Consider the following 24,803-nt stretch of genomic DNA (forward strand, 5'->3'; position numbering starts at 1 on the left):
TGGGCGGGTGACGACCTCCGCCACCTCCGCCCCGCCATCCATCGAGGTCCGCGAGCTGACCAAAAGGTACGGTCCGCACACGGTCCTGGAGGGCGTGAACCTCACCGTCCGCCCGGGCGAGGTGTACGCCCTAACCGGCCCGAACGGCTCCGGGAAAACCACCCTGATCCGCACCATGACCGGCCTGGCCTTCCCCACCGCCGGCACCATCACCCTCCTGAACCGCAACGTGCACACCGAAGGCAACCGCGCCCGCGCGTACCTCGGCGCCGTGGTGGAAGCCCCCGCGAAGTTCTACCCGCAGTTCACCGGCACGCAGAACCTGCAGATCCAGGCGAACCTGGCCGGCATGGGCCCCGGCGGCGTGAAGGTCACCCGCGACCGCATCCGCGACGTGCTCGCGCAGCTGGAACTCACCCGCATGGCCGACCGCAAGGTCGCGGAATTCTCCCTCGGGCAGCGCCAGCGCCTGGGTGTGGCCAGCGCCATGCTCGCCGACCCGAAGGTCCTGATCCTCGACGAACCCACCAGCGGCCTCGACCCGGTCGGCATCGAACTCATCCACCGGATCGTCACCGGCCTCGCCACCAGCGGCTGCGCGGTGATCCTGAGCACGCACCACCTGCGCGAGATCGCCACGTACGCCCACACCGTCGGGATCCTGTCCGGCGGGCGGCTGGTGGACACCGTGGACCTGCGCGCCCGGCAGGCCGCGTACCGCTTCCGGGTGGACGACCCGAACCGCGCCGTCACGGCATTGCAGGGGCTGCCGTTCGTGCAGAAGGCCGTGGCGCGCGCGCCCATGGTGATCGCGTCCCTGGGCGCCGAGGCCCGCGTGCCCGAGGCCCTCTCGGCCCTGCAGGCGGCTGGCGTGAAGGTCTTCGAGGCCGCCCCCGACCACTTCGACCTGTACGAGTACTACCGCGACCGCGTGGAGAACGCCTGACATGCTGACCCTGCTCCCCCTGGAATTCCGCAAGCTGCTCGGCTTCCGCAGCGCCCGCCTGGGCCTCCTCGTGTCCCTGCTGCTGCCCATCGTGTGGGCGGTCGCGCCGCGCCTGAGCGCCGTGATGGGCGTGCCCATGACCAGCGGCTGGCACCTCCCCGCCGTCAGTTACGGCATCGCCATCCAGACCCTGATTCCCCTGTTCATCGCCGTCACGGTCGCGGAACTGATCGGCTCGGAAGTCACGCAGGGCACCCTCGCGCCCCTGCTGCTGCGGCCCGTGGACCGCGTGAAGATCATCCTCGCGAAACTCGGCGCGGCCCTCACCTACCCCGTCCTGCTGATCCTCGCCACCCTCATCGGCTCCCTGATCGCCGGCATTCCCTTCGGGTACGGGAACTTCACCGGCGGCACCGGCCTGGGCCCCGGCATGTTCCAGGGCGTCGGGGACCTCAGCAGCGGCGCCGCGTTCGCGCAGGTGCTGCGCGCCACGCTGCTCGCCATGGCCATGCTGCTGCCCGTCGCGGCCCTCGCGCTGCTGTTCGGGGTGCTGTACCTCAACACCGCCGCCGCCGCGCTCGCCACCGTCGCGTTCCTGAGCATCATGCGCCTGCTGGTCGTGTTCCCGGAAAGCATCCAGAAGGTGCTGCTCACCAACTACCTGAACCTCTACACCTGGTACGGCCAGGACCCCGCCACCCGCATGGGCCTGGGCGCCAGCCTGATCCTGCTGCTGATCTACACCGTGGGGTTCGCCGCCATGACCGTGTACGCCTTCGACCGCCGCGACGTGTAACTCCGAAAGCGAAGAGAAAGGCCCCTCCACTCCAGAGGGGCCTTTTCCATGCCGTGTGCAAGAAAACACCGCCCGCCGGGAAAGGCGGGCGGAGCAGTCGCACGCTCAGGACTTGCTGAGTTTCTCCAGCACCAGCCGGCTGACGGTCTTGAGCGTCTCGAACACGCCCACGCCGTTGTGCGCGGTGGATTCGAAGATGGTGAGTTCCTTCTTGGGGTCCACCACGGCGCGGATCATCTCGGTGGGCAGCGCGCCGGGCAGGTCGCGCTTGTTGATCTGCAGCACGATCGGCACGTCCTTCACGTCGATGCCGTGCTCGGCGAGGTTCTCACGCAGGTTGCGCATGCTCTCGGCGTTGGCGCGCAGGCGGTCGGGGCTGCTGTCGGCCACGAACACGATGCCGTCCACGCCGCGCAGGATCAGTTTGCGGCTGGCGTTGTAGAACACCTGCCCCGGCACGGTGTACAGGTGGAAGCGGGTCTTGAAGCCCTTCACGGTGCCCAGGTCCAGCGGGAGGAAGTCGAAGAACAGGGTGCGTTCGTCCTCGGTCGCCAGGGACACCATCTCGCCGCGCAGGTGACCGGGAACCTTGGAAAAGACGTGCTTGAGGTTGGTGGTCTTGCCGCTCATGCCGGGACCGTAGTAGACGATCTTGCAGTTGATTTCGCGTGCTGCGAAGTTGATGGTGCTCATGCGTGACTCCTGATGCGTCCTGCGTCGTCGGTGCAGGTCCGGTGCAGTCTGCGCGGGGGCAGCCTGCAGGTCGTGGGCCTCGGGGTGTGCGGGGTGGGCCGGGGGCGCGCGGCCCTCAGCCGAGCAGGTCGTCGAGCAGGGACGTGGCGCCCTGGCTGAAGTCGTCACCCAGGTTCACGGGGGGCAGGTCCTTGAGTTCGTCCAGGATGCTGGCGACCTGGGCGACGGTCTTCTTGGCGTACACCTTCACCTTGCCGAGCGGCACGGACGCGTCGAAGATCAGGGTGAGCAGGGCCTCGCTGCCGACGGACTCGACGTACAGCGTGCCGTTCTCGCCCTGGTGGATCTGTTCACTGAAGGTCGTCTCGCCCAGCATGTTCGCCAGGGCGGCGGTCGCGGCGGCGTTGCTGGCGACCAGCGTGGCGACGCTGTCCAGGGCCGGGGGGCGCGGCGCCCAGAGGGCTTCCTTGTGCGAGAGGACGAAGCCTTTGCGGTCGACCAGCAGGCCGTAACGAACGCCCGTGACATCCAGCAGTTCCTGAATGTGCTGATCCACGCGGTCGTAGGCCTCGCCGTAAAGTGCCAGTGAAGGTTCGATCATGTCGCCTGCCAGTATAGGAAGCCTTTCATACAGGGTTATGACGCGCCCCGCGCCGCCCTGGCCCGGCCCGGGCAGGCCGCCCTTTCTGAGGGCGTGGTGTGCGGCTGCTCACGCCCGCACGGCAGGGCGGACGGTACACTCGCCCGCGTGAAGGGCAGGAACACGCGCATCCCTCAGAGCACCACTCCCACCCCAGGCCACCCCGCCCCCCGCCGGGTGGCCTGGCGCCGGGCCTGGGTCCTGGGCGCGCTGCTCGTCGGCTCGGCGCTGGCGGCCGCGTCGGCCCGCACCGTGGCCATCGGTGGCGTGGTGCAGAGCGCCGGGGTGGCCTCCCGCATGAATGGCGCCGCCGAGCTGCTGGCGGTGTGGACCCTGCCGCGCCTGGGCGTCAGCGTGCGCAACGACGCCAGTGACCTGCGCCTGCAACTCCCGGGCCGGGAACTGCGCTGGCGGCCCGGCACCGGCTGGCAGGCGCTGGGCTTCGCGCCGCTGGGCACGCCCCTGAACGCCCTGCCCGCCCCGCAGATCCTGAACGGCAGCCTGCACGTGGCCCTGGACGCCCTGCGGGTCCTGGGCGTGCGGGTGATCGCGGACACGCCCACCCTGCTGGACTTCGCCGCGCCGACCGCCCAGGGCGACACCCTGCCGCCCTCCGCGGACCTCGCGCCCGTGGCGGGCACGCCGGCCGTGCCGCCCAGGGCCACGGTACCTGCGCCTGCACCCTCGCCCGCGCCCACCCCGGCGCCCGTCACGCCCACGCCGACCCCGGTGACCCCCACGGCCCCCACCGGACCGGCCCTGACGGTCGTGCGCGTCAGCCGCACGCTGTACCGCACGGTGGAGGTGCAGCGCGTCGTGCTGGAACTCAGCGGCCCGGCCGCGCACACCGTCACACGCGAACAGAACGGCCTGAGCATCACCCTGCCGGGCGTCAGCGCGGGCAGCAGCAGCCAGACCCTGCCGTCCGGCGACACGCTGAGCGTCACCGCCGGCGCGCAGGGCGCCCGCGTCACGCTCGGCACCGGCGGCGGCCGCAGCGAGATCTTCACCCTGGACGACCCGCACCGCGTGGTGATCGACACCACCACCTACACCGACACCCGCGTGCCGCCCCCCGTGAACCCCGACGCCCTCCCCGCCGGCATCACCTACCGGCAGACCGGGCGGCTGCACCTGCTGAGCTTCGACCCGCAGAAATTCCAGCCCCGGGTCGTGACCGCCCCGCAGGGCAAGCTCACGGACGTCGCGCAGCTCGTGAAAAGCGTGGGCGGCGTGGCCGGCGTGAACGGCGGGTACTTCGACCCCGGCAGCGCCCTCCCGGTGGACTTCGTGGCCGTGGGCGGCCTGATGACCGCCGGCAGCCTGGAAAAACGCGGCACGCTGGCCTTCACCTCGCAGGGCGACGCGCTGTTCGGGTACCCCCGCCCCCGCTACTTCCTTCAGGGGGCGTTCGGGCAGGTGATGGTGAACGCCGTGCGCGCCTCCCCCAACCCGGGCCTGCTCACCGCGTTCGTCGGGGACGGCCGCACCAGCGTGGGCGCCGACACCCTCACCACGCTGTACGTGCAGCCCGGCGCCACCAGCGTCCAGCGGGCCTTCACGGGCGTCGTCACCCCACCCACCGGCGTGCTGGCCTTCACCTTCGACCCCGCCCGGTACCCGCAGCTGCCCCGCGCGGCCGGCCAGCCCCTGACCGTCAGCCTGAACTACCAGGCGCACGACCAGCCGTGGGAAACGGCCGTGGACGCCCTGAGCGCCGGCCCGATGATGGTTCAGGCCGGGAAGGTCGTGATCGACCCGCGCCGCGAGGACTTCAACACCCTGGAAGGCGTGTGGCGGCCCACCCGGCAGGTGGCGTTCGGGCTGCTGTCCGGCCAGCCGACCATCGCGTACTTCGAACACGGCACCCCCGAAGCCTTCGCCGCGGCCCTGGCCGGCGCCGGTTTCCGCGACGCGGTGCGGCTGGACAGCGGCAGCAGCGCCACCGCGTACCTCTCCGGCGGGTACCTGAACCTCGGCGGGTACCTGAACACCGTCTGGAGCCGCCCCGTCGCCAACGCCATCGTGTTCGTCCCCAGAGACAGCGCGAAAGACAGCGTCGCGCGGAAATAACCGCCAGAGGTCAGGGCGTCAGGCCGACGTGGACAGGGCGAGCAGGGCGCCGACCTCGTCGAGATTCGCGGCCACGGCCGCCGCACCGAGCCGACGGGCCCGGTCCTGCACCCTTGGGTGCGGGTGAACGAGGAAGGCTGGCAGGCCGACCTTCACGGCGCCTTCCACGTCGTGCGTGGGCGAGTCCCCGACGTACACACCCCCGCCGGCCGGAAGCTCGAGCCGGTCCAGCATGGCCTGGAAAGGCCGCGGATGGGGTTTCAGGTGGCCGGTTTCCCCCGCGATGACGATGACGTCGAAGGGCTGCTCGGGAAAGCAGGCGTGAATCCGGGCACGCTGCGCGGGGCCGTCGTAGGCGTTGCTGAGCAGGGCCAGCGGCACCCCCCGGGCGCGCAGGGCGGTCAGGAGGTCGGCCGCGCCGGGCATAGGCACGGTCGCGCGGAGCAGAGCCTGCGTGTAGAGATGCAGGTGGCCGGGCGTGCAGGTCACCCCGCAGGCGTTCAGGGTGCGTCCCAGCCGCTCCTCATCCATGTGCAGCGGGTCACCGAGGCCCGCCTCCACGCGGGCGTGGAAGGCCATGATCTCGTCCACGGCGCGCGTCAGGAACTCCCCGAACGGCGTGCTCAAAGCGCAGTGGGCGTGGAGATCCCGCAGGGCCGCGGTATCGGCCTGCACGTAATCGGTGAGGGTGCCGTCGAAGTCGAAGGCGACAAACCGCAGCCCGGCGGGGTCCAGGCTGTTCAAGCCTGCACGGCGAGAAGCTCCATGAGTTGCAAGTAAGCCTGCGCGGTGACCTGCACGTCCCCGAAACTGCGGTGCCGGCCGCCGGGCGCGAAGGTCAATCCCAGGCGTTCGGCGAGCACGGAGAGGTTGTGGGCGCGTTCTTTCGGGAAGGCGCGGCGGGAGAGTTTCACGGTGCAGAGTTCCGCCGCGGGGTTCCATTCGAGGCCCAGGCGGCGGGCGTTGGCGCGCATGAAGCCGCCGTCGAAGCCGATGTTGTGCGCGACGACGGCGCGGCCGCCCACCCAGTCCAGGAAGTCCGGGAGGACCTCGCCGATGGTGGGGGCGTCGCGGACCATCTCGTCGGTGATGCCGTGCACGCGCTGAGCATGCCAGGGGATGCGCATGGGGGCGCCGTCCGGGGTGGTGGGGCGGACCAGGGTCTCGTACTTCAGGTGCTCGGCCACGGCGCCGTTCACGACGCGTACCGCGCCGATTTCCACCACGGCGTCCTTTTCCGGGGACAGGCCGGTGGTTTCCAGGTCGAACACGACGATCTCGGTGGCGCTCACCCGTTCAGCGTAGCGCGAAGGGCCGGGGCGGGGCCCGCCGGGCCTGCTTGCAGGGACCGGACCAATTGACGTCCGCACCACTGCCCGCTTTGGCAGGGGGTGTTAAGCTGCGCGGCTGTATGACGACGGCCCCGCCCGCCCCTGTGACCTCCGCCTTCCCCGCCGTGCCTGAAGCGGTGCAGGGGGAACGGGTGCTGTGTGCCATGTCGGGCGGGGTGGATTCCAGCGTGACGGCCGCGCTGCTCAAGGATCAGGGGTATCAGGTGATCGGCGCGATGATGCGCTTCTGGCCGGACGACAAGCGGGTGGACACCTTCGACACGTGCTGCTCGCCGGACGCGGCGTACGAGGCGCGGCGCGTGGCGGAGCAGGTGGGTGTGCCGTTTTACCTGCTGGATTACCGCGAGCAGTTCCAGCGGCACATCGTGGGCCCGTTCCTGGACGAGTACAGCCGGGGCCGCACGCCGAATCCATGCGTGAACTGCAACACGAAGGTGAAGTTCGACGAACTGGTGAAGAAGGCGAAGATGCTGGGGTGCCGGTACGTGGCGACCGGGCATTACGTGAAGCGCGTGGAGAACGCCCGCGGCGAGGTGGAATTCCACCGGGGTGACGATCCTCGCAAGGACCAGACGTACTTCCTGTGGGGCACGCCGAAAGACGCGCTGCCGTTCATCCTGTTCCCGGTGGGGGAACTGGAAAAGCCCCGCGTGCGGGAGATTGCGGAGGAACGTGGCCTGCTCACGGCGCGCAAGCCGGAGAGTCAGAACATCTGTTTCGTGCCCGGCAAGGTGCAGGACTTCGTGGCCGAGCACCTGCCCCAGATGCAGGGGTACATCCGCGAGATCGCCACGGGCGAGGTGGTCGGGGAGCACCTGGGCACGCAGTTCTACACGCTGGGCCAGAAGAAGGGCCTGGGCCTGTACCAGTCGCACCGGGTCCGGCACGTGGTGCACCTGGACCCCGGGTCGAACACCGTCTGGGTGGGCGATCACGACGACTGCCTGTGGACCGGACTGAAAGCCGCGGGGGCGAACTACCTGCTGGACCTCGCGGAGTTGCCGGGCGAACTGGAGGTGCAGGTGCGGTACCGCACGGCGCCCGTGAAGGCCCGCGTGGTGCACGCCGACGAGCACGGCTTCGAGCTGGAGTTCGCGGAACCGCAGTTCGCGGTGGCGCCCGGCCAGAGCGCCGTGCTGTACGCCGGGCCACGGCTGCTGGGCGGCGGGCTGATCGTGGATCACGTGCGGACCCTGCCCACCCCGCAGGCCCCGCCGAAGAAACGGCCGGCTGTCACCCTCAGCTGACCGGGCACGCCGGTGAGCCGGCTGTTCCCCAATGCGTCGGGCGCTGACGGGCAGGTCCCCGTTTCCTGGTTAGGGCTTTCTGGCACATTTCCTCTTCTTTATCGTTCGTCAGGAGTGCGTGGCGGGCTCTTGCAGGCGCGCTGGACTCCTTCATACCGTGGCGTATGACGACCTCCCACTGGGCACTGCCGATGCCGACCTTCGAGCCGCTGGACCGCGACGTGCAGGTGGACGTCGTGGTGGTGGGCGGCGGGGTGGCCGGGCTGACCACGGCTGTCCTGCTGGCGCAGGCGGGACGGTCGGTGGTGCTGCTGGAACGGAACGAGCTGGGCAGCGGGGAGACGACCCGCACGTCCGCGCAGCTCACGGCCAGCCTGGACACCCGGTACTACGAACTGGCCGATCTGCACGGGCCGGAGCGGACGGCGCTGATCGCGCGGAGCCACACCGAGGCCATCGGGCAGATCGAGCGGCTGGTGCAGGAGGGGGGCATCGAGTGCGGGTTCCGGCGGGTGCCGGGGTATCTGTTCGCTCCGGCCGGGCGGGAGGCCGAGCTGGAGCGGGAGCTGGAGGCGATGCGGGCGGCCGGGCTGGACGTGCGGATGACGGCGCCGTCGCCCGGCACCCGGAACCTGGGGCCGTGCCTGCGGCTGGAGGCCCAGGCGGCCTTTCACCCTGCGCGGTACCTGGTCGGGCTGGCGCGGCTGGCGGTGGGCCTGGGCGTGCGGATTCACACGAGGTCGTTCGTGACGGAGTACGGCGAGGAGGGCGTGACCACGGAGCGGGGGCCGCGGGTGCGCAGCGAGCAGGTGGTCCTGGCGACGAACGTGCCGGTGGCGGACCGCGTGAGGTTCGCGGCGCGGCTGGAGCCGTACCGGACGTACGCCCTGACGCTGGAGCTGACCGGGCCGGTCGAGGAGGCGCACTGGTGGGACACGCTGGACCCCTACCATTACGTGCGGCCGGACGGGGACGTGCTGCTGGTGGGCGGGGAGGATCACGTGGTGGGCCGCGCGGACGACGCGGACGACCGCTACGACCGGCTGGAGGCCTGGGCGCGGGAGCGCTTCCCGGTGGGGGCGCGGCGCGAGGCGTGGTCCGGGCAGGTGGAGAACACCCCGGACGGCGTCGCCTACCTGGGCCGGGCGGGGGCCGGGTACGTGATCACCGGGGACAACGGCAACGGCCTGACCTACGGCACCATCGGGGCGATGCTGGTCCGGGACCTGATCACCGGGCGGGAAAGCGCCTGGGCGGAGGTGTACGACCCGGAGCGGCTGCCGCGCGGGAACCGGGGGGCGTGGCTGCGCGAGGGCCTGAACGCCATGTCGCACCTGCGGGAGTGGCTGACGCCCGGGGAGGACCTGGCGGATCTCGGGCCGGGCGAGGGCGTGGTGGTGCGCCGCGGCCTGCAGAAGATTGCCGTGTACCGGGACGAGGCGGGAACGCTGCACCCGAGAAGCGCGGTGTGCACGCACCTGGGGTGCGTGGTGCACTGGAACTCGTCGGAGCGCAGCTGGGACTGCCCGTGCCACGGGTCGCGGTTCGCGCCGTCCGGGGAGGTGCTGCACGGCCCGGCGCCGGAGCCGCTGGCGGAGGTCACGGACTTCCAGGCGGAGGTGGACCGGCCCTGAGCGGCCGGGTCAGTACGTCCGGCTCGGGTCCACGCGGCCCGGGGGTTCGTGGCCCTGGTCGAGGTCCAGGATGAAGTCGCGGGTGAGGCGGGCGCCGCGGTGCAGCAGGTCGCCGGTGCTGCTGGCGATGTGCGGCGTGAGGATCACGTTCTCGCGGGTCCACAGGGGGTGGTCCCCGGGCAGGGGTTCCGGATCGGTGACGTCCAGGGCCGCGCCGCCCAGGTGCCCGCCGTCCAGGGCGGCGAGCAGGGCGTCCTGGTCGATCAGGGTGCCGCGGCCGACGTTGCACAGCCAGGCGCCGGGCTTCAGCAGGGCCAGGGTGTCGGCGTTCACGATGTGCTGCGTGTCGGGCGTGCTGGGCAGCAGCAGGATCACCCAGTCGGCCAGGGCCAGCAGGCGGTCGCGTTCCTCGCGGGGGGTGGCGCTGCGGATGGTGTGCACGTCCGCGCCGAACGGGCGGAGCAGGCCGTCCAGTTCCCGGCCGATGTGCCCGTAGCCCCACAGGACCACCTGCCGGCCGTCCAGGGTGGTCAGGCCGCTGTCCGGCAGCCGGGTAACGGGGGTGGGCGCGGCCCAGGTGCGGGCGTGCTGCGCGTCGCGGTACGCGTGCAGGCGGCGGCTGGCGGACAGCATCAGGCTGACGGCGTGCACCGCGACCGCGCGGTCGTGCAGGCGGCTGGCGTTGAACAGGGCCACGCCGGGCGGCAGCTGCCCCTGCACATGGTCGATCCCGGCGGTCAGCGTGAGCAGCCAGGACAGGCCGGGGCGGGCGGCCAGCTGCGCCCTCACCTGGGGGGGCGCGAACCACAGTACGGCGCCGTCGGCGGGGCCGTCCGGGACGTGCTCCCGGGTGTAGAACCCGAAGGTGGCGCCGGGCACGCCCTCGTCGGCCAGGGCGCGGAAGTCAGGAAGGTCCGGCAGAAGGACGTGCATTCAGCCATTCTGCCCGAAGGATCTCCATGTGCACGTCCGTGCGGTGCAGCTGCTCGTAGCGGCCCACCTCGCGGAACCCGCAGGCCAGGAAGGCCCGCTGCGCGCGGCGGTTGTGGCCGAAGGTGGTGAGCCGCACGCGTTCCAGCGGTTCCTCGCGCACGCGAAAGGCCCACTGCAGCAGGGCGTGCACCGCCTCGCGGCCGTAGCCGTGGCCCCACAGGTCCTTCAGGCCGATCATGACGCCCAGTGTGGCGCGGGTGGGCCGGGCGGGCGGGGCGGGCCGCAGGTCGTACAGTTCGGCGCTGCCGATCAGCTGCCCGCGTTCGTTCAGGATGCCGAACCCGGCGCGTTCCCCGCTTTTCTCCTCGTCCTGCATGACGCGCCGGAACAGCCACTCCGGCAGGCGGATGGGCCGGGCGTCGTTCCAGTCGGCGAGCTCCCGGTCGCGGAAGAAGCCGTGCAGGGTGCGCCACTCGGCCGGCGTGAAGGCCGTGACGGGTTTCAGGGCCACGCGCTCCCAGCGGGAGACCACGTCGTCCGGGGTCATGCGGGCGCCGCCGGGGGGGCGAAGGTGCCCAGGGCCCGGGTCACGTCCCGACTGAGGCGTTCGAGGTGAAAGGCGTCCCCCTCGGCGCGCTGCACGTCACCGGTGCGGGGGTCCACGACCAGCAGGGCCAGCACGCGCCCCCCCGCGGCGCGCAGGGACACGGCGGGGTGGCCGGCCAGCGCGGCCCGGTCCGCCTCGGGCAGCAGCGCCCAGGCGGGGTCGGCGGGCGTGACGCCCAGGTGAGCGCTGGGCAGGTCGTGGCGGCGAAGTTCCTCGTCCAGCCACGCCACGGCGTCCGAATGCCCGGCGATCAGGCCCTGCTCGATGTGCGGCCGGGGGCGGTTGTACGTGACGGGCCGCCCGTCGCGGCGGCGCAGGTCTCCCCCACCGGCGCGTAGCAGGGCGTGCCCGGCGGCGAGGTCCCACTCGCTGCGGGGGGACATGGTGAAGGTGGCGTGCAGTTCGCCCGCCGCGATCCGCGCGAGTTTCAGGGCGATGCTGCCGCTGGGGTGCATGCCGGGCAGGGCGCTGCGGTGCAGTTCCCGGCGGTGCTCGGTGCTGGACACGCTGATCTGGTACGGGGGCGTCACCCTGAGCTGCACGGGCACGCCGGCCTTCCACACGCCCCGGCCCACCACACCCGTGAACAGCTCGTCGGTGGCGGGCGCGTACACCACGCCCAGCACCGGCGCGCCGCGCACGCACAGGCCGATGCTGACCGCGAACCCGGGTTCGCCCTGCGTGAACTCGCGGGTGCCGTCGATGGGGTCGATGATCCACACCCGCTCCCGCGTGAGGCGCTCCGGGCTGTCGGTTTCCTCCTCGCTGAGCAGGCCGTCGCCGGGGAACGCGGCGTGCAGGCCCGCGACGATCAGCGCGGACGCCTCGCGGTCCGCGGCCGTGACCGGGTCGTCCGCCGAGGTCTTGTAGTCCACGGTCAGGCCCGCGCTCAGGTGCCGGCGCAGCACGTCCCCGGCGGCGCGGGCCAGGCGCACGGCCACGTCCAGTTCACTGTTCAGGGCCGCGGGGCCGGGACCGTCAGACGTCATCCCCCCGAGCATACCGGGCGGCCGGGCGTGCCCGCCGTCACCTCCGGTGAGAGCAGCGGCGCGGACGGGCACAGGTCCAGCAGCGGGCACGCCGGGCAGCGCGGATTCCGGGGCAGGCAGGTGTGCCGCCCATGCCGGACACCCGCCACGTGCAGCGCCGCCCGCAGCGCCCACTCGCGCGACACGACCCGGTCGAACCAGCGTTCCGTGCGTTCCGCGCTCCAGTTCGGCGGCACGAACTCCAGGCGCTTGAGGGTCCGCTCGATGTTCCCGTCCACCGGCAGGGCCGGGCGGATCAGGTCGAACAGCAGCACCAGCGACGCCGTTTTCAGCCCCACGCCCGGCAGGGCCTCCAGGGCCGCGCGGGCCTCGTCGTCCGGCAGGTCCCGCAGGAAGCGCAGGCTCAGCTCGCCGCGCGTCTCCTCCAGGTGCGCCAGGATGCCGTGCAGGTAAGCAGCCTTCACGCGCGCCAGCCCACCCCCGGCGGCCTTCAGGGTCGCCTCGATGCCTTCCGGGCCGTCCAGCAGCGCCGCTTCCCAGCGCGGGTACGTGAACGTCAGCGCCTCCCACTGCCGCTGCGCCACCGCGTTCGTGTTTTGCTGGCTCAGGATGACGCGCAGCACGCCGTCCAGCGGGTCCCGCACCGGGCGCGGCACCGGCGGGTCCGGGTGCTCGGCCGCGATCAGGCGCGCCACGACCTCCGGCACGTGCTCCGGAGGCGGGCAGAGGGAGAGCAGGTCGGCACGCACCGCCCCACCCTACCCGCGCGCCCTGGGCACGCACCGTAACCTCCCGCGGGTCTTCACTGCACCTTCCGGCTGACGCCGCCCCCCGCCCGCAGCCTGTACGCTGGCCCGCATATGGCCGAATGGATTCAACACCTGATGGACAGCATGGGGTACCTGGGCGTGCTGCTGCTCATGGTTCTGGAAAACCTCTTCCCGCCCATCCCCAGCGAGTTCATCCTGCCGTCCGCCGGGTTCGCCGCGGCCCGCGGCGAGATGTCCCTGCTGGGCGTGATCCTGGCCGGCACGGCCGGCAGCGTCCTGGGCACACTGCCGCTGTACTACATCGGCCGGGCGTTCGGCGAGGAACGCATCGTGGCGTGGGCCGACCGGTACGGCAAGTGGCTCACCCTCCGGGGTGAGGACATCCGCAAGGCCGACGACTGGTTCGACCGGTACGGCACCAAGGTCATCCTGTTCGGCCGCATGGTCCCCGGCGTGCGCAGCCTGCTGAGCCTCCCGGCCGGCATGAGCGAGATGCCGCTGCCGAAATTCCTCACGTACAGCACCATCGGTTCGGCGCTGTGGGCCACGCTGCTCACCAGCGCCGGGTACTTCCTCGGCGAGAACTACGACCAGGTCGAGCACCTGATCGGCCCGGCCAGCAAGATCATCCTGGGGCTGCTGGTGGCGTGGGCCGTATGGATCTTCATCAGGCGCAAGAAAGCCCAGGCGAACGAGTAATTCAGGAGCCCGTAGGCCCGGCCCGCTCTTCCCGGCGGGCCGCCCCACATTCCGCGTGCCCCCTGTCCCGATCATGGGCCGACCGTGAAGACCGCCGGCCCCACGCGGGGGTATATCAGGAGGATGACCATTCATCATCGGCCGCTGGGACACACGGGACTGCAGGTCACCGAACTCGGGTACGGCGCATGGGGAATCGGAGCGGACATGTGGAAAGGCGCGCAGGACGACGAAAGCCTTGCCGCGCTGCGCCGCTACATCGAACTGGGCGGCAACTTCATCGACACCGCCATGGGCTACGGCAGCGGCCACAGCGAAACGCTGGTCGGGCAGGTCGCCCGCGAATTCCCCGGCACGATTGTCGCCACCAAGATCAGCCCCAAGAACATGCAGTGGCCCGCCGCGCCCCACACCACCGCCGACGAGGCCTACCCCGGCGAGTACGTCATCCGGATGACCGAGGCCAGCCTCCAGCGCCTGGGCACCGAGAGCATCGACGTGCAGCAGCTCCACGTCTGGAACGACAGCTGGCTGGGCCAGGGCGACTGGCAGAACGCCGTGAACGACCTCAAACGCAGCGGCAAGATCCGCCACTTCGGCATCAGCATCAACGACCACCAGCCGCACAACGCCATCCGCGCCGTCGAACAGGGCGCCGTGGAAACCGTGCAGGTCATCTACAACATCTTCGATCAGTCCCCCCAGGACCGCCTGCTGGACGCCTGCCTCGCCCACGGCGTCGGCGTGATCGTCCGCGTCGCCCTGGACGAGGGCAGCCTGACCGGCACCATCCGCGCCGACAGCACCTTCCCCGAAGGCGACTGGCGCAACAACTACTTCGGCGGCAACCGCAAGGCCGAACTGCAGGACCACCTGCGCGCCATCGAACGCGACCTGGGCATCGAGACGCCCCAGCTCGCCGAGACCGCCCTGCGCTTCGTGCTGTCGCACCGCGCCGTCAGCACCGTCATCGTGGGCATGCGCTCGGTGCGCAACGTAGAACGCAACGCCGTCATCGCCGACGGCCAGGGCCTGAGCGACGAGCAGGTCACGCGCCTGCACGCCCACCGCTGGGACCGCAACTGGTACACCCCCGCCGAGTGATGGCAAGGAGAGCGCCCGCACGGAGTACAGACGGGACTGCCTGACGCTCTTCCTGGGTCAGGTCGCCGGTGAAGCAGGATTCGTGCGCGCCAACTGCTCTTGGGGGTCCCGGCCCCTTACCGGAGCACCGGCAGCAGCCACCTCTTGCGTGGCAGTGGTGACGTGTACGGTTCGAGCACGCCTCTCACCTGGAAGCGCACGCCGGGCGTTCGGGTCTGCCTGTCGGTGATCCAGCGGGTGGCCTGCTCCAGTTGCTCGAAGCGGCCCGGGGTGTCGGTCAGGTCCAGCGCGCCGCCATCGGTGGTGACGTGCAGCAGCCGGGTGTGGAACCAGATCAGGTCCAGAACGGGTTTCACGTCGGTGATGTCCCGGAGGTCCACCTGTCCATCGTCGGCCACCTGAGCGTCGTAGGGCGGCTTGTTGCGGAGCAGGTTGATTCGGACGCCGCGTGGCACGTCATCCAGAACGTGGTAGGAGAACAGCAGGCAGTGGTCGGTGCTCTGCCGCTTCACGAAGTCCAGGGCCGCGCTGAGGCAGAGCGTGCGGTCCTGAGTGAAGGTGTATTGGCCGATCATCAGCGGCGTCTGGTCGGGCTGGCGTTCGAGTACCTCCACGCCGGTCAGCAGGCCGATGTCGAGTTCAGCCAGCCGACAGAGGAAGGCCGGGGCCTGCGGGACGGGAACGATCAGCTCCGGCTCCACCCAGGCGGGCGTGTCTGCTCTCAGGGGCAGGGCTTCGAACTCCTGCAGCAACAGGCGGTCTTTGCTGGCCGCGTCCATGGGGCATGTTGGCATACCCAACCCTGAATCCCGGTTATTACTGGGCGCGTTTCTTGGTGATGTTGCCGGCGTTGTCGCGGACCTGCAGGTCGGCGTAGACACCGGTGGTCTCGGCGTAAAACTCGACGATCGGGCCGGGGGTGATGTTCAGGCGGTTGCCGTCCACGGTGATTTCCTGGATGCTGTCGTTGTCCTTGGCGGTGCCGGAGACGCGCACGACGTTCCCGGTGCGTTCGAAGCGGGTGACGTTGATGATGGGGGGCGCGGTGTCGATGGTGACGGGGAGGTTCATGACGTCCTTGTTCCCGGCGGCGTCGCGCGCGACGATCTTGTAGGTGCCCTTGCCGCCTTTGACGTCGGCGGTGAAGCGGAAGCGGGCGAGTTTGCGGCTGCCGGGTTCGATGGGGACGGGCCGGTCGTCCACGGTGATGCTGGTGACGCCGGTGTCGTCGAGGACGTAGCCGGTCACGGTGAACACCTTCTGCTGGCTCACGCCGACGCCGCCTTTGCCGCTCTGGATGGTGATGCGGGGCTTGAAGGTGTCGGTGGTGCGGTTGCAGCTGCCCAGCAGGGGGATGAGCAGCAGCGGCAGGGCAAGCAGCGGGCGGGCCGCCAGGGAACGCATGCCCGGCAGTATAGGGGCGCGGCGCGGGGGGGCGGGGCGCGCCCCTAGAATGCGGCGCGTGAGTGGGCCTGTGTCGCGTGCTGTTGCTGCTGCTTTTTCGTCGGCGATCCCGGAGGGAACGCGGGACGTGCTTCCGCCGGAGTGGGCGCAGCGGGACCATCTGCGTGCGCAGCTGTCCCGGGTGTTCGCGGCGTGGGGGTACCGGGGGATCGAGGTGCCGTCCCTGGAGTTCGCGTCGGCGGCGCATCCGCAGGACGCCCGGGCGTTCAAGCTGATCGACGCGGGCGGGCAGGTGCTGGCGCTGCGCAGCGAGTTCACGACGGCGGTGGGGCGGCTGGTGCGCTCGCGCTTCCCGGCCGGGCCGTTTCCGCTGCGGCTGCAGTACAGTGGGCGGTTGTGGCTGCGCGCGCAGACGAGTGAGCTGGGCCGGTTGCGGGAGTTCAACCAGTCGGGTGTGGAGCTGATCGGGGTGCAGTCGGCGGCGGGGGACGCGGAGCTGCTGCTGCTGGCGCGCGCGGCGCTGCGGGAGGTGGGGGTGGAGGCGGTGCTGGAACTGGGCTTCCCGGGGTTCGTGGACGCGGTGCTGGAGGACGCGGGGTTGCAGGGGGCGGCGCGGGAGGCGCTGCATGACGCGATCGACCGCAAGAGTGGCGCGGACGTGGACGCCCTGGCGGCCCGGGACGGGCTGAGCGCGGACGTGACGCGCACCCTGCACCGCCTGACGGACCTGTACGGCGGCGCGGAGGTGCTGGACGCCGCGGCGGCCCTGGCGCGGGGGGAGCGGGCGCGGGGCGCGGTGGCGCACCTGCGGGAGGTGGCTGCGCACTACGAGGGGGCGCTGGCCGGGCTGGGCGCGGCGGGCGACGAGTTGCTGTTCGACCTGGGCGTGAGCCGGCGGTACACGTACTACACGGGCCTGACGTTCCGGGCGTACGCGGCGGGCCTGAACCAGCCGGTGCTGGGCGGCGGGCGGTACGCGCTGGAGGGCGGGCTGCCCGGCGCGGGGTTCGCGGTGGGCCTGGAGCGCCTGACGGAGGTGGTGGCGCCGCTGCTGCCGCCGGAACCGGAGCTGGTGCTGGCGCTGGACCTGGCGGGCGCGGAGGCGGCCCGCGCGGCGGGCCTCACGGCGGAACTGGCCTGGACGGACGACGAGGCGGCCCTGCGGGCCTTCAGCGAGGCGCGCGGCATCCGGCGCTGGGCGCGGGGCGCGCAGGTGTTCGAGATGGGGGGCGTGGCGTGACGCCGGCCGCGAGCCGCCCGGAGGGGCACCTGACGCTGGCCCTGCCGAAGGGCCGGATCATGGAGGACGCCATCGCGCTGCTGTCCCGCGCGGGGTTGCCGCTGCACGTGCCGGCGGCGTCGCGGGCGCTGCGGCACGAGTTTCCGGGCGTGACGCTCCTGGAACTGCGCAACCAGGACGTGCCGGTGTACGTAGACCTGGGCGTGGCGGACGCCGGGATCGTGGGCAAGGACGTGCTGCTGGAGTCGGGCCGGGCGGTGTACGAGCCGGTGGACCTGCGTTTCGCGGGGTGCCGGCTGTCCCTGATCCGGGAGGTGGGCGCGGAGGGCCCCATTCACCGGGTGGGCACGAAGTACCCGCGGATCACGCGGGCGTACCTGAATGCGCAGGGCCTGCCGGCGGAGATCGTGAAGCTCAGCGGCAGCATTGAACTGGCGACCCTGACGGGCCTGGCGGACGCGGTGGTGGATCTGGTGCAGACCGGGGGGACGCTGCGGGCGAACAATCTGGAGGAGCGGGACGTGATCCTGCACTCCAGCGCGCGCCTGGTGGTGAACCGCGCGGCCATGAAATTGCGGCGGGACCGGCTGCGGCCGCTGATCGAGCGCCTGCGGGAGGTCGTGCAGGAAGGCTGAGCCTGAAGGACACAGCACCGCCGCCCGCCGGAAGAACCTGGCGGGCGGCCCTCTTCAGGGAATCTCAGGGCAGGTCGCGGTTCAGGGTGTCGCGCATGCGGGTCAGGGCCTCTTCCAGCAGGGGGCGGCTGGTGGCGAAGTTCACGCGCACGAACCCCTCGTACAGGCTCTTCTGGGCGTCCGGGGCGAACAGCGGGCCGGGGTGCACGGCGACTTTGGCCTCGTCGAGCAGGAACGTCTGGATGTCGTGCGCGCGGGGGTGGGCGCGCAGGTCCAGCCATTGCAGGTACGTGGCCTGCACGGGGAAGAATTTCACCCAGGGCAGATGCTCGCGCAGGTACGCGGTCATGAAGTCGCGGTTGCCGCGCAGGTAGGCCACGGTGTCCTGCAGCCAGGGCGTGCCGCCTTCCAGGGCGGCCTGCCAGGCGGTGCGGCTCAGGGCGCTTTCGTGGCCCATCAGGCCGGTTTTCAGGCGGGCGATCAGGCGGGGGTCGTGGCTGATCATCGCGCCGATGCCCAGGCCGGCGGTGTTGAAGGCCTTGGCGGGGCCGGTCAGGGTGACGGTGCGGGCGCGGACCTTGGGGTCGGCGGCGAAGGCCTCGAAGGGCGTATCCGCGTAGCGCAGGTCGGCGTGCAGTTCGTCACTGACGACGAACAGGTCGCGTTTCACGACGATGTCGCGCAGGCGGTCGAGTTCGTCCGGCGTCCAGTCCCGGCCGGTGGGGTTGTGGGGGTGGCACAGCAGCAGCAGCCGGGCGTTGCGGGCGGCGTTGTCCAGCCCGAACCAGTTGATCTCGTACCCGTCCTCGCCTTCCTTGAGGGGCACGCCCACGCTGCGCCGGCCCTGTTCGGTGGTGGCGAGGTGAAAGGGGTGGTAGATGGGCGTCATGGTGACGACTGCCTCGCCGGGCGTGGTGAGCGCGTTGATGGCGCTGTAGATGCCGGGCACGACGCTGGGCGTGAAAGCCAGGCCGTCGTCCGGGAGGTCGGTGAGGCCCTGCGCGGCCAGTTTGTCCTTCAGGGCGGCGCGCAGTTCGCGGGGGTCGCCGGGGTAGCCGACGCTGCGGTCCAGGCGGGCGCGCAGGGCGTCCAGGATCACGGGGGCGACCGGGTAGTCCATGTCGGCGATCCACATGGGGATCACGCCCTCGGGGTGCAGGGCCCATTTCACGGAATCGGGGTGACGCAGCCGGGCGGGGTCGAGTCCGGCGTGGGGGTCGCCGGCGACGTCGGGCGTGGTGGTCATGCGGCCCAGCTTACGCGCCGCGCGTGAGGACGCGCCATGTCAATTCAGACGTGCCCGGGCGCGTGCGGGCGGGGCGTACACTGGCGGGAATGCTGGCGATCATGGGCGCGATGAACGAGGAGATCGAGCTGCTCCTTTCGGAACTGAAGGGTCGGGAGGACCTGACCTACCCGGGCGTGACCCTGCACCGCGGGCGGCTGGACGGCGTGCCGGTGCTGGTCACGAAGGGCGGGATCGGGAAGGTGAACGCGGCGATGACGGCCACGTACCTGCTGGTGAACGGCGCGTCCCGGGTGATCTTCACGGGCGTGGCGGGCGGCGTGCACCCCGAGCTGCGGGTCGGGGACATCGTGGTGAGCACGGACTGCGTGCAGCACGACGTGGACGTGACCCCGCTGGGTTACGAGCCGGGCACCGTGCCGGACGAGTCGCCGAGCTGGGCGGCCGACCCGGAGCTGCGGCGCGTGGCGATGGAGGCGGCGCAGGAGGTGGAGAACATCCGCGTGGTGGAGGGCCGCGTGGCGAGCGGGGATCAGTTCATCGCGTCGCAGGAGGGCGTGCTGCGGCTGTGGAAGAACTTCGGCGCGGCCTGCGCGGAGATGGAGGGCGCGGCGGTCGCGCAGGTGTGCGCCAAGTCCGGGGTGCCGTTCGTGGTGATCCGCAGCGTGAGTGACACCGCCGACCACGACGCGAACGTGGATTACCGGACGTTCATGCCGCTGGTCGCCCGGCACGCCAAGCAGGTGGTGCGCGGCATGCTCTCCCGCCTGGGCGCGTAGGGGCGGGCGTGGCGCCGGAACTCGGCTTCCCGGAGGGGTCGGTCACGGCGCGCCTGCCGGCCCCGGCGCGGTTCGTGCTGGGCGCCGGGATTCTGACGGGCTTCGCGGCGCTCGGGGAGGGGCTGGTCGCGTGGGCCGGGTGGCCGCTGCCGGGGCCGGTGGTGGGCATGGCGCTGCTGTGGGCGGCGCTGGGGCTGCGGGTGGTGCGCCTGCACTGGCTGCTGGAGGCCGCCGATGGGCTGCTGGGTGTGCTGGGGCTGCTGTTCGTGCCGGCCACGGTGGGCGTCATTCAGTTCCTGTCGGCGGGCGCGGCGTGGGGGGCGTGGCTGCTGGTGCTGGTGGCGGGCCTGCTGGCCGGCGCGGGCGTGGCCGGTGTGGTGGCCGCCCGGCTGGTGCGCCCCGAAGGCGGGCCCGGGTGACCTGGACGGCGCTGACGCTGGTGGCGTTCGTGCTGGGGGTGCTGCTGCAGGCGCGCGTCCGGTCGCCGCTGCTGAACCCCACGCTGGTCGCGACGCTGGCGGTGGTGGCGGCGCTGCTGCTGACCCGCGTGCCGTACGAGACGTACGCGCGGGACGTGCGGCCGCTGACGTTCCTGCTGGGGCCGGCGGTGGTGGCGCTGGCGGTGCCCATGTACCGCCTGCGGGCGTTGCTGGCGCGGCAGTGGCGGGCGCTGCTGGTGGGCGGCCTGGGCGGCACGCTGTGCGCCGTGGCGGTGGACCACGCGCTGCCGCGGGTGCTTGGGGTGGGCGTGGACGCGGCGCGCGCGCTGGGCACGGCCCCGGCGACCAGTCCGGTGGCGTTGCAGCTCGCGCAGTTCACGCAGGCGCCGCCGGCGCTGGCGGCCACGCTGGCGGTCCTGTCGGGCCTGCTGGGGGCGCTGCTGCTGCCGGGGTGGCTGTCGCTGCTGGGCGTGCGGCATCCGCTGGCGCGGGGCGTGGCGATGGGCAGCGTGTCGCACGGGGTGGGCACGGCCCGCGCGCGGGAGGAAGGAGAACTGGCAGGCGCGGCCAGCAGCCTGGGCATGGGATTGGCGGCGCTGGCGGTGACGCTGGTCGTGGCGCTCCTGAGCGCGGGGCGCTGAACGGCGCGGGCCGGAAGCGGGTTTGACTCTGCCCGTCGCAGCCGGGATGCTGGGGGCGTGGCGCGGACCGTGAACCCCATTCAGGACCGGCAGCGGCGCGCGGCGCTGGAGCGGGCGGCGTACCTGGCGATCTACGAGCGAGGGTACGCCGGCGTGACCCTGGCGGACATCGCCGCGCACGCGGGCGTGAGCCGGGGCACGCTGGTGTACCACTTCGGGAGCCGCGCGGGGCTGCTGTCGGCGGTCATGCGGCGCTTCACGCGTACCATCACGGCCGCCACCCGCCGCGCGCTGCGGCAGGCGGGCACGCCGGACGGGAAGCTGCGGGCGTTCGTGGACAACCAGTTCTACACGGTGGAGTCCACCCGGCGCTTTTCCACGGTGTCGCTGGACTTCCTGGCGGCCGCTACCCGCGACCCGGAGCTCATGGCGGTGCAGCGGGATTTCCTGCGGGAGACGCTGCGCCTGGACCTGGAACTCGCGGCGCTGGGCGGCGCCGGGGACGGGGCGGGCGCGGTGGGGCGGGCGCGGCGGCTTCGGGCGCTGATCGAGGGCCTGAGCGTGCAGTTCCTGGCCGACCCGGCCCCGGACCTGGAGGCCTACCGCGCCGACTGCCTGGAGGGCCTGCGGGCCATCCTGGGCCGCTGAGCCGGGAAGCTCAGAGGGTCAGGGCGTCCATCGCGGCGCGCAGGGCGCGGGCGCCCTCGATCAGGCGCGGGCCGGGGCGGCCCAGGCCGCTTTCCGGGATGCAGGTGACGGGCACACCCAGGCCGCGGGCCTCGATCACCTCGGGACGGAGTTTCCTCGCGCCGCACCAGGAGCACACGATCAGGTCCGGGCGGGCGTCCCGGACCTCATGCAGGTGCAGGGGGGTGCTGCGCCCGGGCCGCTCCGCGAAGGCGTTCACGGCGCCCAGGCCGGCCAGCAGGTCGGTCACCCAGGAGTCGCGGGTGGCCGCGATGATGGGTCTGGGCCACCATTCCACCACCACGCGCGGCGGGCGGGCGTACGTGCCGCGCAGCGCCGCGAGGTCGGCTTCCAGCGTGCGGGCGGCCGCCTCGGCCTGGGCGGGCAGGTTCAGCGCCTCTCCCACGGCGCGCAGGTCGCGCAGCACGTCCGGCACGCTGACCGGGTCCAGGATCAGCAGGGGCAGCCCGGCGGCCTGCACCTCAGCGATCACGCGGTCCATGCCGGGCACGCTGAGGCTGCCCAGCACGAGGTCCGGGCGGGCAGCGGCGAGTCGGGGCACGTCGATGTCCAGATCCTTGCCGAGGCGGGTGACGTGCTCCAGGCCGGGGGCGTCGCTGTAGTCGTCGGTGGCGACGAGCAGCGGCGTGGCGCCCAGCGCGGCGACGATGTCGGTGTTGCTGGAGACGAGGGAGGCGACGCGCATGCCTGTCAGGGTAGCGCGGGGTCATGCGGCGGTGACGGCCTGGAGCGGCTGGGCGGGGGCCGGGCGGGCCCTGACCGTGTGGTAGGCTGAGGGGAGTTATGAAGAACACTTTCGCTGTCACGGCCACCCTGCTGGCGGCCTTCGTTATCGGGGGCTCCATGCTGGCCTACAACCGTGGCACGGCAAGCCACCACGGCGCCGAGACGGAAACGCACGGCGCGGCGAACACGGCCGGAAGCCATGAAACCACCGCCAACACCGAATCCCACGAGTCCGGCACCACCACGGCCGAACCCGCGCAGGAAGGCGACGCGCCGGTCGCGGGCAGCACCGTGGACGGAAGCGAGGCCGGCGAGACGCCCGCCGGGAACCCCGAGCCCGTGAGCAGCACCGACGCTGGCGCCGTGGCCGGCGCGACCGGCGCCACCGGCGAGGAACCCAACCAGACCGCCCGCGCCGCCGAGCTTGAGGGCGACGAGACCGCCGGCGGGAAGACGTTCGCCAGCAGCTGCGCCGGCTGCCACGGCGCCGAGGGCCAGGGCGGCGTGGGCCCGGCCATGACCAAGGAAGCGAACACCTGGACGCTGGAGCAGTTCACGTCCGCGGTGCGCGAGGGCAAGGCCCCCGGCCGCGACCTGGGCGCGATGATGCCGCACTTCACGGCCTCGCAGCTGACCGACACGGACCTGCTGAACCTGCACAAGTACGTCCAGGGCCTCTAAACCCAGCTGAAACTCCGGTGGGCCGCTCCTGACGGGGCGGCCCGCTTTGCTTGCGCCGGGGAACCGTGAGCGGGACCGGAACCCTGGGGGGGTGGGGCGCGTACTTTACGGGTATGAGCCTGAACCTCCCGTTCCTGAACAAGCTGAACCTCCCGGACGGCGTGTCGCATCCGACGTGGGTGGTCCTGGACCTGACCGGGCCGTACCCGGAGCGGTCGCCCACGCAGCCCATCCAGGCGCTGCTCAGCCGCACCGAGTCCCTGGAGGCGCTGCGCGCCCGGGTGGACGCCCTGGGCAATGCCGAGTGGCTGCACGGCGTGCTGGTGCGCGTCAGCGAGTTCACGGCGTCCCCGGCGACCGCGCACGCCATCCGCAGGCTGCTGCGGCGCCTGTCGGAGAAGAAGCGCACGGTGGCGTTCCTGCCGCAGCTGACCATGACCGCCCTGATTGCCGCGAGCGGCGCGAAGGAACTCGTGGCGCCCGAGTCCGCGGACGTGATGCTCACCGGCTTCGCGGTGGAACCCACCTTCATGGGTGAATTCCTGAAGAAGCACGGCATCGAGTTCGAGAACCTGCGCATCAAGGAGTACAAGGCGGCCCTCACGCGCTTCAGCGAGGACCGCATGGACGACCACAACCGTGAGCAGCTTCAGGCGTACCTGGACAGCGCCGAAACCGCCTGGGTGCGTGACCTGGCCGAGGCCCGCGGCGTGGGCGAGGACGTGGCGCGCGGCTGGCTGGACGCGGACTTCACCAGCGCCCGCGCCATGAAGGACGCCGGGCTGCTCGACAAGGTCGCGTACGAGGACGAACTGGTCGGCCCCGGCACCCGGCCCCTCCAGGCGGTCGTGGACCTGCTCGCCGCGCAGTTCGGCAAGGCCGGCGGGAAGAAGGACCGGATCGCGGTGGTGCCCGTGATCGGCACCATCGTGCCCGGCAGGAGCAAGCACAACCCCCTGCCGCTGCCGCTGCTGGGCGGCCCGATGGCCGGGTCGGACACCGTGGTGGGCGCCCTGAAACGCGCCAAGGACGACAAGCACACCAAGGCCATCGTGGTGTACGTGAACAGTGGCGGCGGCAGCGCCCTGGCCAGCGACCTGATGTGGCGCGAGATCGAAACGAGCGACAAGCCCGTGGTGGTGGTCATGGGCGAGTACGCCGCCAGTGGCGGGTACTACCTCGCGGCCGGCGCGGACCACATCGTCGCCTCGCCGTACACCCTGACCGGCAGCATCGGCGTGGTCAGCGGCAAGCCGGTCATGGAGAAGTTCAACGAGCGGCACGGCCTGCGGCCCGAGGGGGTGGGCCGCGCCAGCGCCCTGAAGTTCACCACCAGCCGCGCCTTTACCGACGAGGAACGCGAGCACATGCAGCGCGGCATCGCCGAGGTGTACGACCGCTTCACCACCCGCGTCGCCGAGGGCCGCGGCCTGAGCAAGGAGCGCGTGAACGAGATCGGCCGCGGCCGCATCTGGTCCGGCGCGGACGCCCTGGACCTCGGGCTGGTGGACGAGCTCGGGGACCTGCACACTGGCGTGCAGCGCGCTGCCGAACTGGCCGGCCTGCCCCTGGACGCCCCCACCTGGACCGCCGCCCCGAAAAGCCACGGGCCGCTGCCGGAGTTCGTGCAGGAAGTCCGGGACGCCGCGCAGGTCAGCGTGTGGCCGTTCGGGCAGGAGCGCGTGCTGACGTGGCTGGACCGGGACCTCAAGGTCCGCTGACCGCCCCCAGCCGGCCTCTCCCCTCCCCCGCCCGGGAGGGGAGTTCTGTTTGCCCGGGCAGCTGGTACGCTGAAGTCTCTCCGGTCTTCGAAACCCAGC

General features: G+C 71.8%; 27 protein-coding genes. 15 read left to right on the forward strand and 12 right to left on the reverse strand.

Translation table 11 applies throughout. The features are described 5' to 3' along the window. The first annotated feature begins 7 nt into the window (after positions 1-7). Both DFI_RS10730 and DFI_RS10735 read left to right on the forward strand, forming a co-directional pair. Positions 8-946 (forward strand): ABC transporter ATP-binding protein, encoded by a 939-nt coding sequence (locus tag DFI_RS10730; protein ID WP_022801316.1) that lies wholly within the window; start codon positions 8-10, stop codon positions 944-946. A 1-nt stretch (position 947) separates the two neighbouring features. Beyond that, positions 948-1,742 carry an ABC transporter permease gene (locus DFI_RS10735; protein WP_027463097.1) on the forward strand — a complete coding sequence of 265 codons (795 nt, stop codon included), beginning with the start codon at positions 948-950 and terminating at the stop codon, positions 1,740-1,742. Between the two features lie 105 nt (positions 1,743-1,847). Here the strand turns inward: DFI_RS10735 and mglA are convergent, their stop codons facing one another. Together mglA and mglB are read right to left on the reverse strand one after the other, a co-directional pair. Next, entirely contained in the window at positions 1,848-2,435 is a 588-nt protein-coding gene (mglA, locus tag DFI_RS10740) for a GTPase MglA (RefSeq protein WP_022801314.1), read from the reverse strand. Positions 2,436-2,550: 115 nt separating this feature from the next. Further along, positions 2,551-3,036 (reverse strand): GTPase-activating protein MglB, encoded by a 486-nt coding sequence (gene mglB / locus DFI_RS10745; protein WP_022801313.1) that lies wholly within the window; start codon positions 3,034-3,036, stop codon positions 2,551-2,553. Between the two features lie 147 nt (positions 3,037-3,183). Here mglB and DFI_RS10750 point away from each other — a divergent pair, with 147 nt between their 5' ends. Then, entirely contained in the window at positions 3,184-5,148 is a 1,965-nt protein-coding gene (locus DFI_RS10750) for a phosphodiester glycosidase family protein (RefSeq protein ID WP_244940264.1), read from the forward strand. Between the two features lie 18 nt (positions 5,149-5,166). On the opposite strand, the gene DFI_RS10755 is transcribed toward DFI_RS10750, so the two are convergent. Beyond that, entirely contained in the window at positions 5,167-5,892 is a 726-nt protein-coding gene (locus tag DFI_RS10755; protein ID WP_051307816.1) for an HAD family hydrolase, read from the reverse strand. Next, entirely contained in the window at positions 5,889-6,440 is a 552-nt protein-coding gene (locus DFI_RS10760; RefSeq protein ID WP_051307817.1) for a 3'-5' exonuclease, read from the reverse strand. The genes DFI_RS10755 and DFI_RS10760 overlap by 4 nt, the downstream gene beginning before the upstream one ends. A gap of 119 nt (positions 6,441-6,559) precedes the next feature. On the opposite strand from DFI_RS10760, the gene mnmA reads away from it, so the two are divergent. Both mnmA and DFI_RS10770 read left to right on the forward strand, forming a co-directional pair. Then, positions 6,560-7,747: a tRNA 2-thiouridine(34) synthase MnmA gene (gene mnmA / locus DFI_RS10765; RefSeq protein ID WP_027463100.1), complete on the forward strand. Its 1,188-nt coding sequence runs from the start codon at positions 6,560-6,562 to the stop codon at positions 7,745-7,747. Between the two features lie 164 nt (positions 7,748-7,911). Then, positions 7,912-9,381 carry an FAD-dependent oxidoreductase gene (locus tag DFI_RS10770; RefSeq protein ID WP_051307819.1) on the forward strand — a complete coding sequence of 490 codons (1,470 nt, stop codon included), beginning with the start codon at positions 7,912-7,914 and terminating at the stop codon, positions 9,379-9,381. Between the two features lie 9 nt (positions 9,382-9,390). Here the strand turns inward: DFI_RS10770 and DFI_RS10775 are convergent, their stop codons facing one another. The 4 genes from DFI_RS10775 to DFI_RS10790 are packed head-to-tail and all read right to left on the reverse strand — an operon-like array spanning position 9,391 to position 12,659. Next, the gene (locus DFI_RS10775) at positions 9,391-10,314 is read right to left on the reverse strand and encodes an NAD(P)-dependent oxidoreductase (protein WP_027463101.1); all 924 of its coding nucleotides are present in this window, start codon (positions 10,312-10,314) and stop codon (positions 9,391-9,393) included. Beyond that, positions 10,286-10,861: a GNAT family N-acetyltransferase gene (locus DFI_RS10780; protein WP_022801307.1), complete on the reverse strand. Its 576-nt coding sequence runs from the start codon at positions 10,859-10,861 to the stop codon at positions 10,286-10,288. Before DFI_RS10780 ends, DFI_RS10775 begins: the two co-directional genes overlap by 29 nt. Beyond that, a complete protein-coding gene (locus tag DFI_RS10785) occupies positions 10,858-11,910 on the reverse strand; it encodes a 3'(2'),5'-bisphosphate nucleotidase CysQ (RefSeq protein ID WP_043778207.1) in 1,053 nt (350 codons plus the stop codon). The genes DFI_RS10780 and DFI_RS10785 overlap by 4 nt, the downstream gene beginning before the upstream one ends. Further along, positions 11,907-12,659, reverse strand: a complete 753-nt coding sequence (locus tag DFI_RS10790; protein WP_244940265.1) for an endonuclease III domain-containing protein — start codon at positions 12,657-12,659, stop codon at positions 11,907-11,909. The genes DFI_RS10785 and DFI_RS10790 overlap by 4 nt, the downstream gene beginning before the upstream one ends. Before the next feature lie 111 nt (positions 12,660-12,770). On the opposite strand from DFI_RS10790, the gene DFI_RS10795 reads away from it, so the two are divergent. Both DFI_RS10795 and DFI_RS10800 read left to right on the forward strand, forming a co-directional pair. Beyond that, positions 12,771-13,379, forward strand: coding sequence for a DedA family protein (locus DFI_RS10795; RefSeq protein WP_027463103.1), 609 nt, complete (start codon positions 12,771-12,773; stop codon positions 13,377-13,379). A 123-nt stretch (positions 13,380-13,502) separates the two neighbouring features. Beyond that, positions 13,503-14,483 (forward strand): aldo/keto reductase, encoded by a 981-nt coding sequence (locus DFI_RS10800; protein WP_043778210.1) that lies wholly within the window; start codon positions 13,503-13,505, stop codon positions 14,481-14,483. Positions 14,484-14,599: 116 nt separating this feature from the next. Here the strand turns inward: DFI_RS10800 and DFI_RS10805 are convergent, their stop codons facing one another. Next, complete coding sequence (locus tag DFI_RS10805) at positions 14,600-15,262, reverse strand: hypothetical protein (protein ID WP_027463105.1); 663 nt, start codon at positions 15,260-15,262, stop codon at positions 14,600-14,602. 37 nt (positions 15,263-15,299) lie between these two features. After that, positions 15,300-15,887, reverse strand: a complete 588-nt coding sequence (locus DFI_RS10810; RefSeq protein WP_027463106.1) for a hypothetical protein — start codon at positions 15,885-15,887, stop codon at positions 15,300-15,302. 49 nt (positions 15,888-15,936) lie between these two features. Between DFI_RS10810 and hisZ the strand changes: the two genes are divergently transcribed. Continuing rightward, complete coding sequence (hisZ, locus tag DFI_RS10815) at positions 15,937-17,127, forward strand: ATP phosphoribosyltransferase regulatory subunit (RefSeq protein WP_027463107.1); 1,191 nt, start codon at positions 15,937-15,939, stop codon at positions 17,125-17,127. Beyond that, positions 17,124-17,762 (forward strand): ATP phosphoribosyltransferase, encoded by a 639-nt coding sequence (hisG, locus tag DFI_RS10820; protein ID WP_027463108.1) that lies wholly within the window; start codon positions 17,124-17,126, stop codon positions 17,760-17,762. Before hisZ ends, hisG begins: the two co-directional genes overlap by 4 nt. A 64-nt stretch (positions 17,763-17,826) precedes the next feature. Here the strand turns inward: hisG and DFI_RS10825 are convergent, their stop codons facing one another. After that, entirely contained in the window at positions 17,827-19,008 is a 1,182-nt protein-coding gene (locus DFI_RS10825; protein ID WP_027463109.1) for a MalY/PatB family protein, read from the reverse strand. Between the two features lie 89 nt (positions 19,009-19,097). Here DFI_RS10825 and DFI_RS10830 point away from each other — a divergent pair, with 89 nt between their 5' ends. From DFI_RS10830 to DFI_RS10845, 4 genes are read left to right on the forward strand one after another with little or no spacing between them, the layout of a single operon-like run. Next, positions 19,098-19,787: a 5'-methylthioadenosine/adenosylhomocysteine nucleosidase gene (locus DFI_RS10830; RefSeq protein ID WP_022801297.1), complete on the forward strand. Its 690-nt coding sequence runs from the start codon at positions 19,098-19,100 to the stop codon at positions 19,785-19,787. Between the two features lie 8 nt (positions 19,788-19,795). Then, positions 19,796-20,206 carry a CidA/LrgA family protein gene (locus DFI_RS10835; protein WP_022801296.1) on the forward strand — a complete coding sequence of 137 codons (411 nt, stop codon included), beginning with the start codon at positions 19,796-19,798 and terminating at the stop codon, positions 20,204-20,206. Next, positions 20,203-20,868 (forward strand): LrgB family protein, encoded by a 666-nt coding sequence (locus DFI_RS10840; RefSeq protein WP_027463110.1) that lies wholly within the window; start codon positions 20,203-20,205, stop codon positions 20,866-20,868. Before DFI_RS10835 ends, DFI_RS10840 begins: the two co-directional genes overlap by 4 nt. Before the next feature lie 57 nt (positions 20,869-20,925). Beyond that, the gene (locus DFI_RS10845; RefSeq protein ID WP_022801294.1) at positions 20,926-21,516 is read left to right on the forward strand and encodes a TetR/AcrR family transcriptional regulator; all 591 of its coding nucleotides are present in this window, start codon (positions 20,926-20,928) and stop codon (positions 21,514-21,516) included. Between the two features lie 10 nt (positions 21,517-21,526). On the opposite strand, the gene DFI_RS10850 is transcribed toward DFI_RS10845, so the two are convergent. Next, positions 21,527-22,261 (reverse strand): helical backbone metal receptor, encoded by a 735-nt coding sequence (locus tag DFI_RS10850; RefSeq protein WP_027463111.1) that lies wholly within the window; start codon positions 22,259-22,261, stop codon positions 21,527-21,529. 98 nt (positions 22,262-22,359) lie between these two features. Here DFI_RS10850 and DFI_RS20945 point away from each other — a divergent pair, with 98 nt between their 5' ends. Next, a complete protein-coding gene (locus DFI_RS20945; protein WP_027463112.1) occupies positions 22,360-22,983 on the forward strand; it encodes a c-type cytochrome in 624 nt (207 codons plus the stop codon). A gap of 113 nt (positions 22,984-23,096) precedes the next feature. Continuing rightward, positions 23,097-24,704 carry a signal peptide peptidase SppA gene (gene sppA, locus DFI_RS10860; protein ID WP_027463113.1) on the forward strand — a complete coding sequence of 536 codons (1,608 nt, stop codon included), beginning with the start codon at positions 23,097-23,099 and terminating at the stop codon, positions 24,702-24,704. Positions 24,705-24,803: the final 99 nt, after the last annotated feature.

It is taken from the genome of Deinococcus ficus (assembly GCF_003444775.1).
Taxonomy (GTDB): Bacteria; Deinococcota; Deinococci; order Deinococcales; family Deinococcaceae; genus Deinococcus; species Deinococcus ficus.

What these genes read in the sequence shown, in the direction of transcription:
- DFI_RS10830 (WP_022801297.1), top strand. Translation starts at nt 19,098, where the DNA reads ATGCTGGCGATCATGGGCGCGATGAACGAGGAGATCGAGCTGCTCCTT.
- mnmA (WP_027463100.1), top strand. Translation starts at nt 6,560, where the DNA reads ATGACGACGGCCCCGCCCGCCCCTGTGACCTCCGCCTTCCCCGCCGTG.
- DFI_RS10770 (WP_051307819.1), top strand. Translation starts at nt 7,912, where the DNA reads ATGACGACCTCCCACTGGGCACTGCCGATGCCGACCTTCGAGCCGCTG.
- DFI_RS10775 (WP_027463101.1), bottom strand. Translation starts at nt 10,314, where the DNA reads ATGCACGTCCTTCTGCCGGACCTTCCTGACTTCCGCGCCCTGGCCGAC.
- DFI_RS20945 (WP_027463112.1), top strand. Translation starts at nt 22,360, where the DNA reads ATGAAGAACACTTTCGCTGTCACGGCCACCCTGCTGGCGGCCTTCGTT.
- mglA (WP_022801314.1), bottom strand. Translation starts at nt 2,435, where the DNA reads ATGAGCACCATCAACTTCGCAGCACGCGAAATCAACTGCAAGATCGTC.
- DFI_RS10735 (WP_027463097.1), top strand. Translation starts at nt 948, where the DNA reads ATGCTGACCCTGCTCCCCCTGGAATTCCGCAAGCTGCTCGGCTTCCGC.
- sppA (WP_027463113.1), top strand. Translation starts at nt 23,097, where the DNA reads ATGAGCCTGAACCTCCCGTTCCTGAACAAGCTGAACCTCCCGGACGGC.
- hisZ (WP_027463107.1), top strand. Translation starts at nt 15,937, where the DNA reads ATGCGGCGCGTGAGTGGGCCTGTGTCGCGTGCTGTTGCTGCTGCTTTT.
- DFI_RS10825 (WP_027463109.1), bottom strand. Translation starts at nt 19,008, where the DNA reads ATGACCACCACGCCCGACGTCGCCGGCGACCCCCACGCCGGACTCGAC.
- DFI_RS10810 (WP_027463106.1), bottom strand. Translation starts at nt 15,887, where the DNA reads ATGCGTTCCCTGGCGGCCCGCCCGCTGCTTGCCCTGCCGCTGCTGCTC.
- DFI_RS10850 (WP_027463111.1), bottom strand. Translation starts at nt 22,261, where the DNA reads ATGCGCGTCGCCTCCCTCGTCTCCAGCAACACCGACATCGTCGCCGCG.
- DFI_RS10805 (WP_027463105.1), bottom strand. Translation starts at nt 15,262, where the DNA reads ATGGACGCGGCCAGCAAAGACCGCCTGTTGCTGCAGGAGTTCGAAGCC.
- DFI_RS10795 (WP_027463103.1), top strand. Translation starts at nt 12,771, where the DNA reads ATGGCCGAATGGATTCAACACCTGATGGACAGCATGGGGTACCTGGGC.
- DFI_RS10785 (WP_043778207.1), bottom strand. Translation starts at nt 11,910, where the DNA reads ATGACGTCTGACGGTCCCGGCCCCGCGGCCCTGAACAGTGAACTGGAC.
- DFI_RS10780 (WP_022801307.1), bottom strand. Translation starts at nt 10,861, where the DNA reads ATGACCCCGGACGACGTGGTCTCCCGCTGGGAGCGCGTGGCCCTGAAA.
- mglB (WP_022801313.1), bottom strand. Translation starts at nt 3,036, where the DNA reads ATGATCGAACCTTCACTGGCACTTTACGGCGAGGCCTACGACCGCGTG.
- DFI_RS10800 (WP_043778210.1), top strand. Translation starts at nt 13,503, where the DNA reads ATGACCATTCATCATCGGCCGCTGGGACACACGGGACTGCAGGTCACC.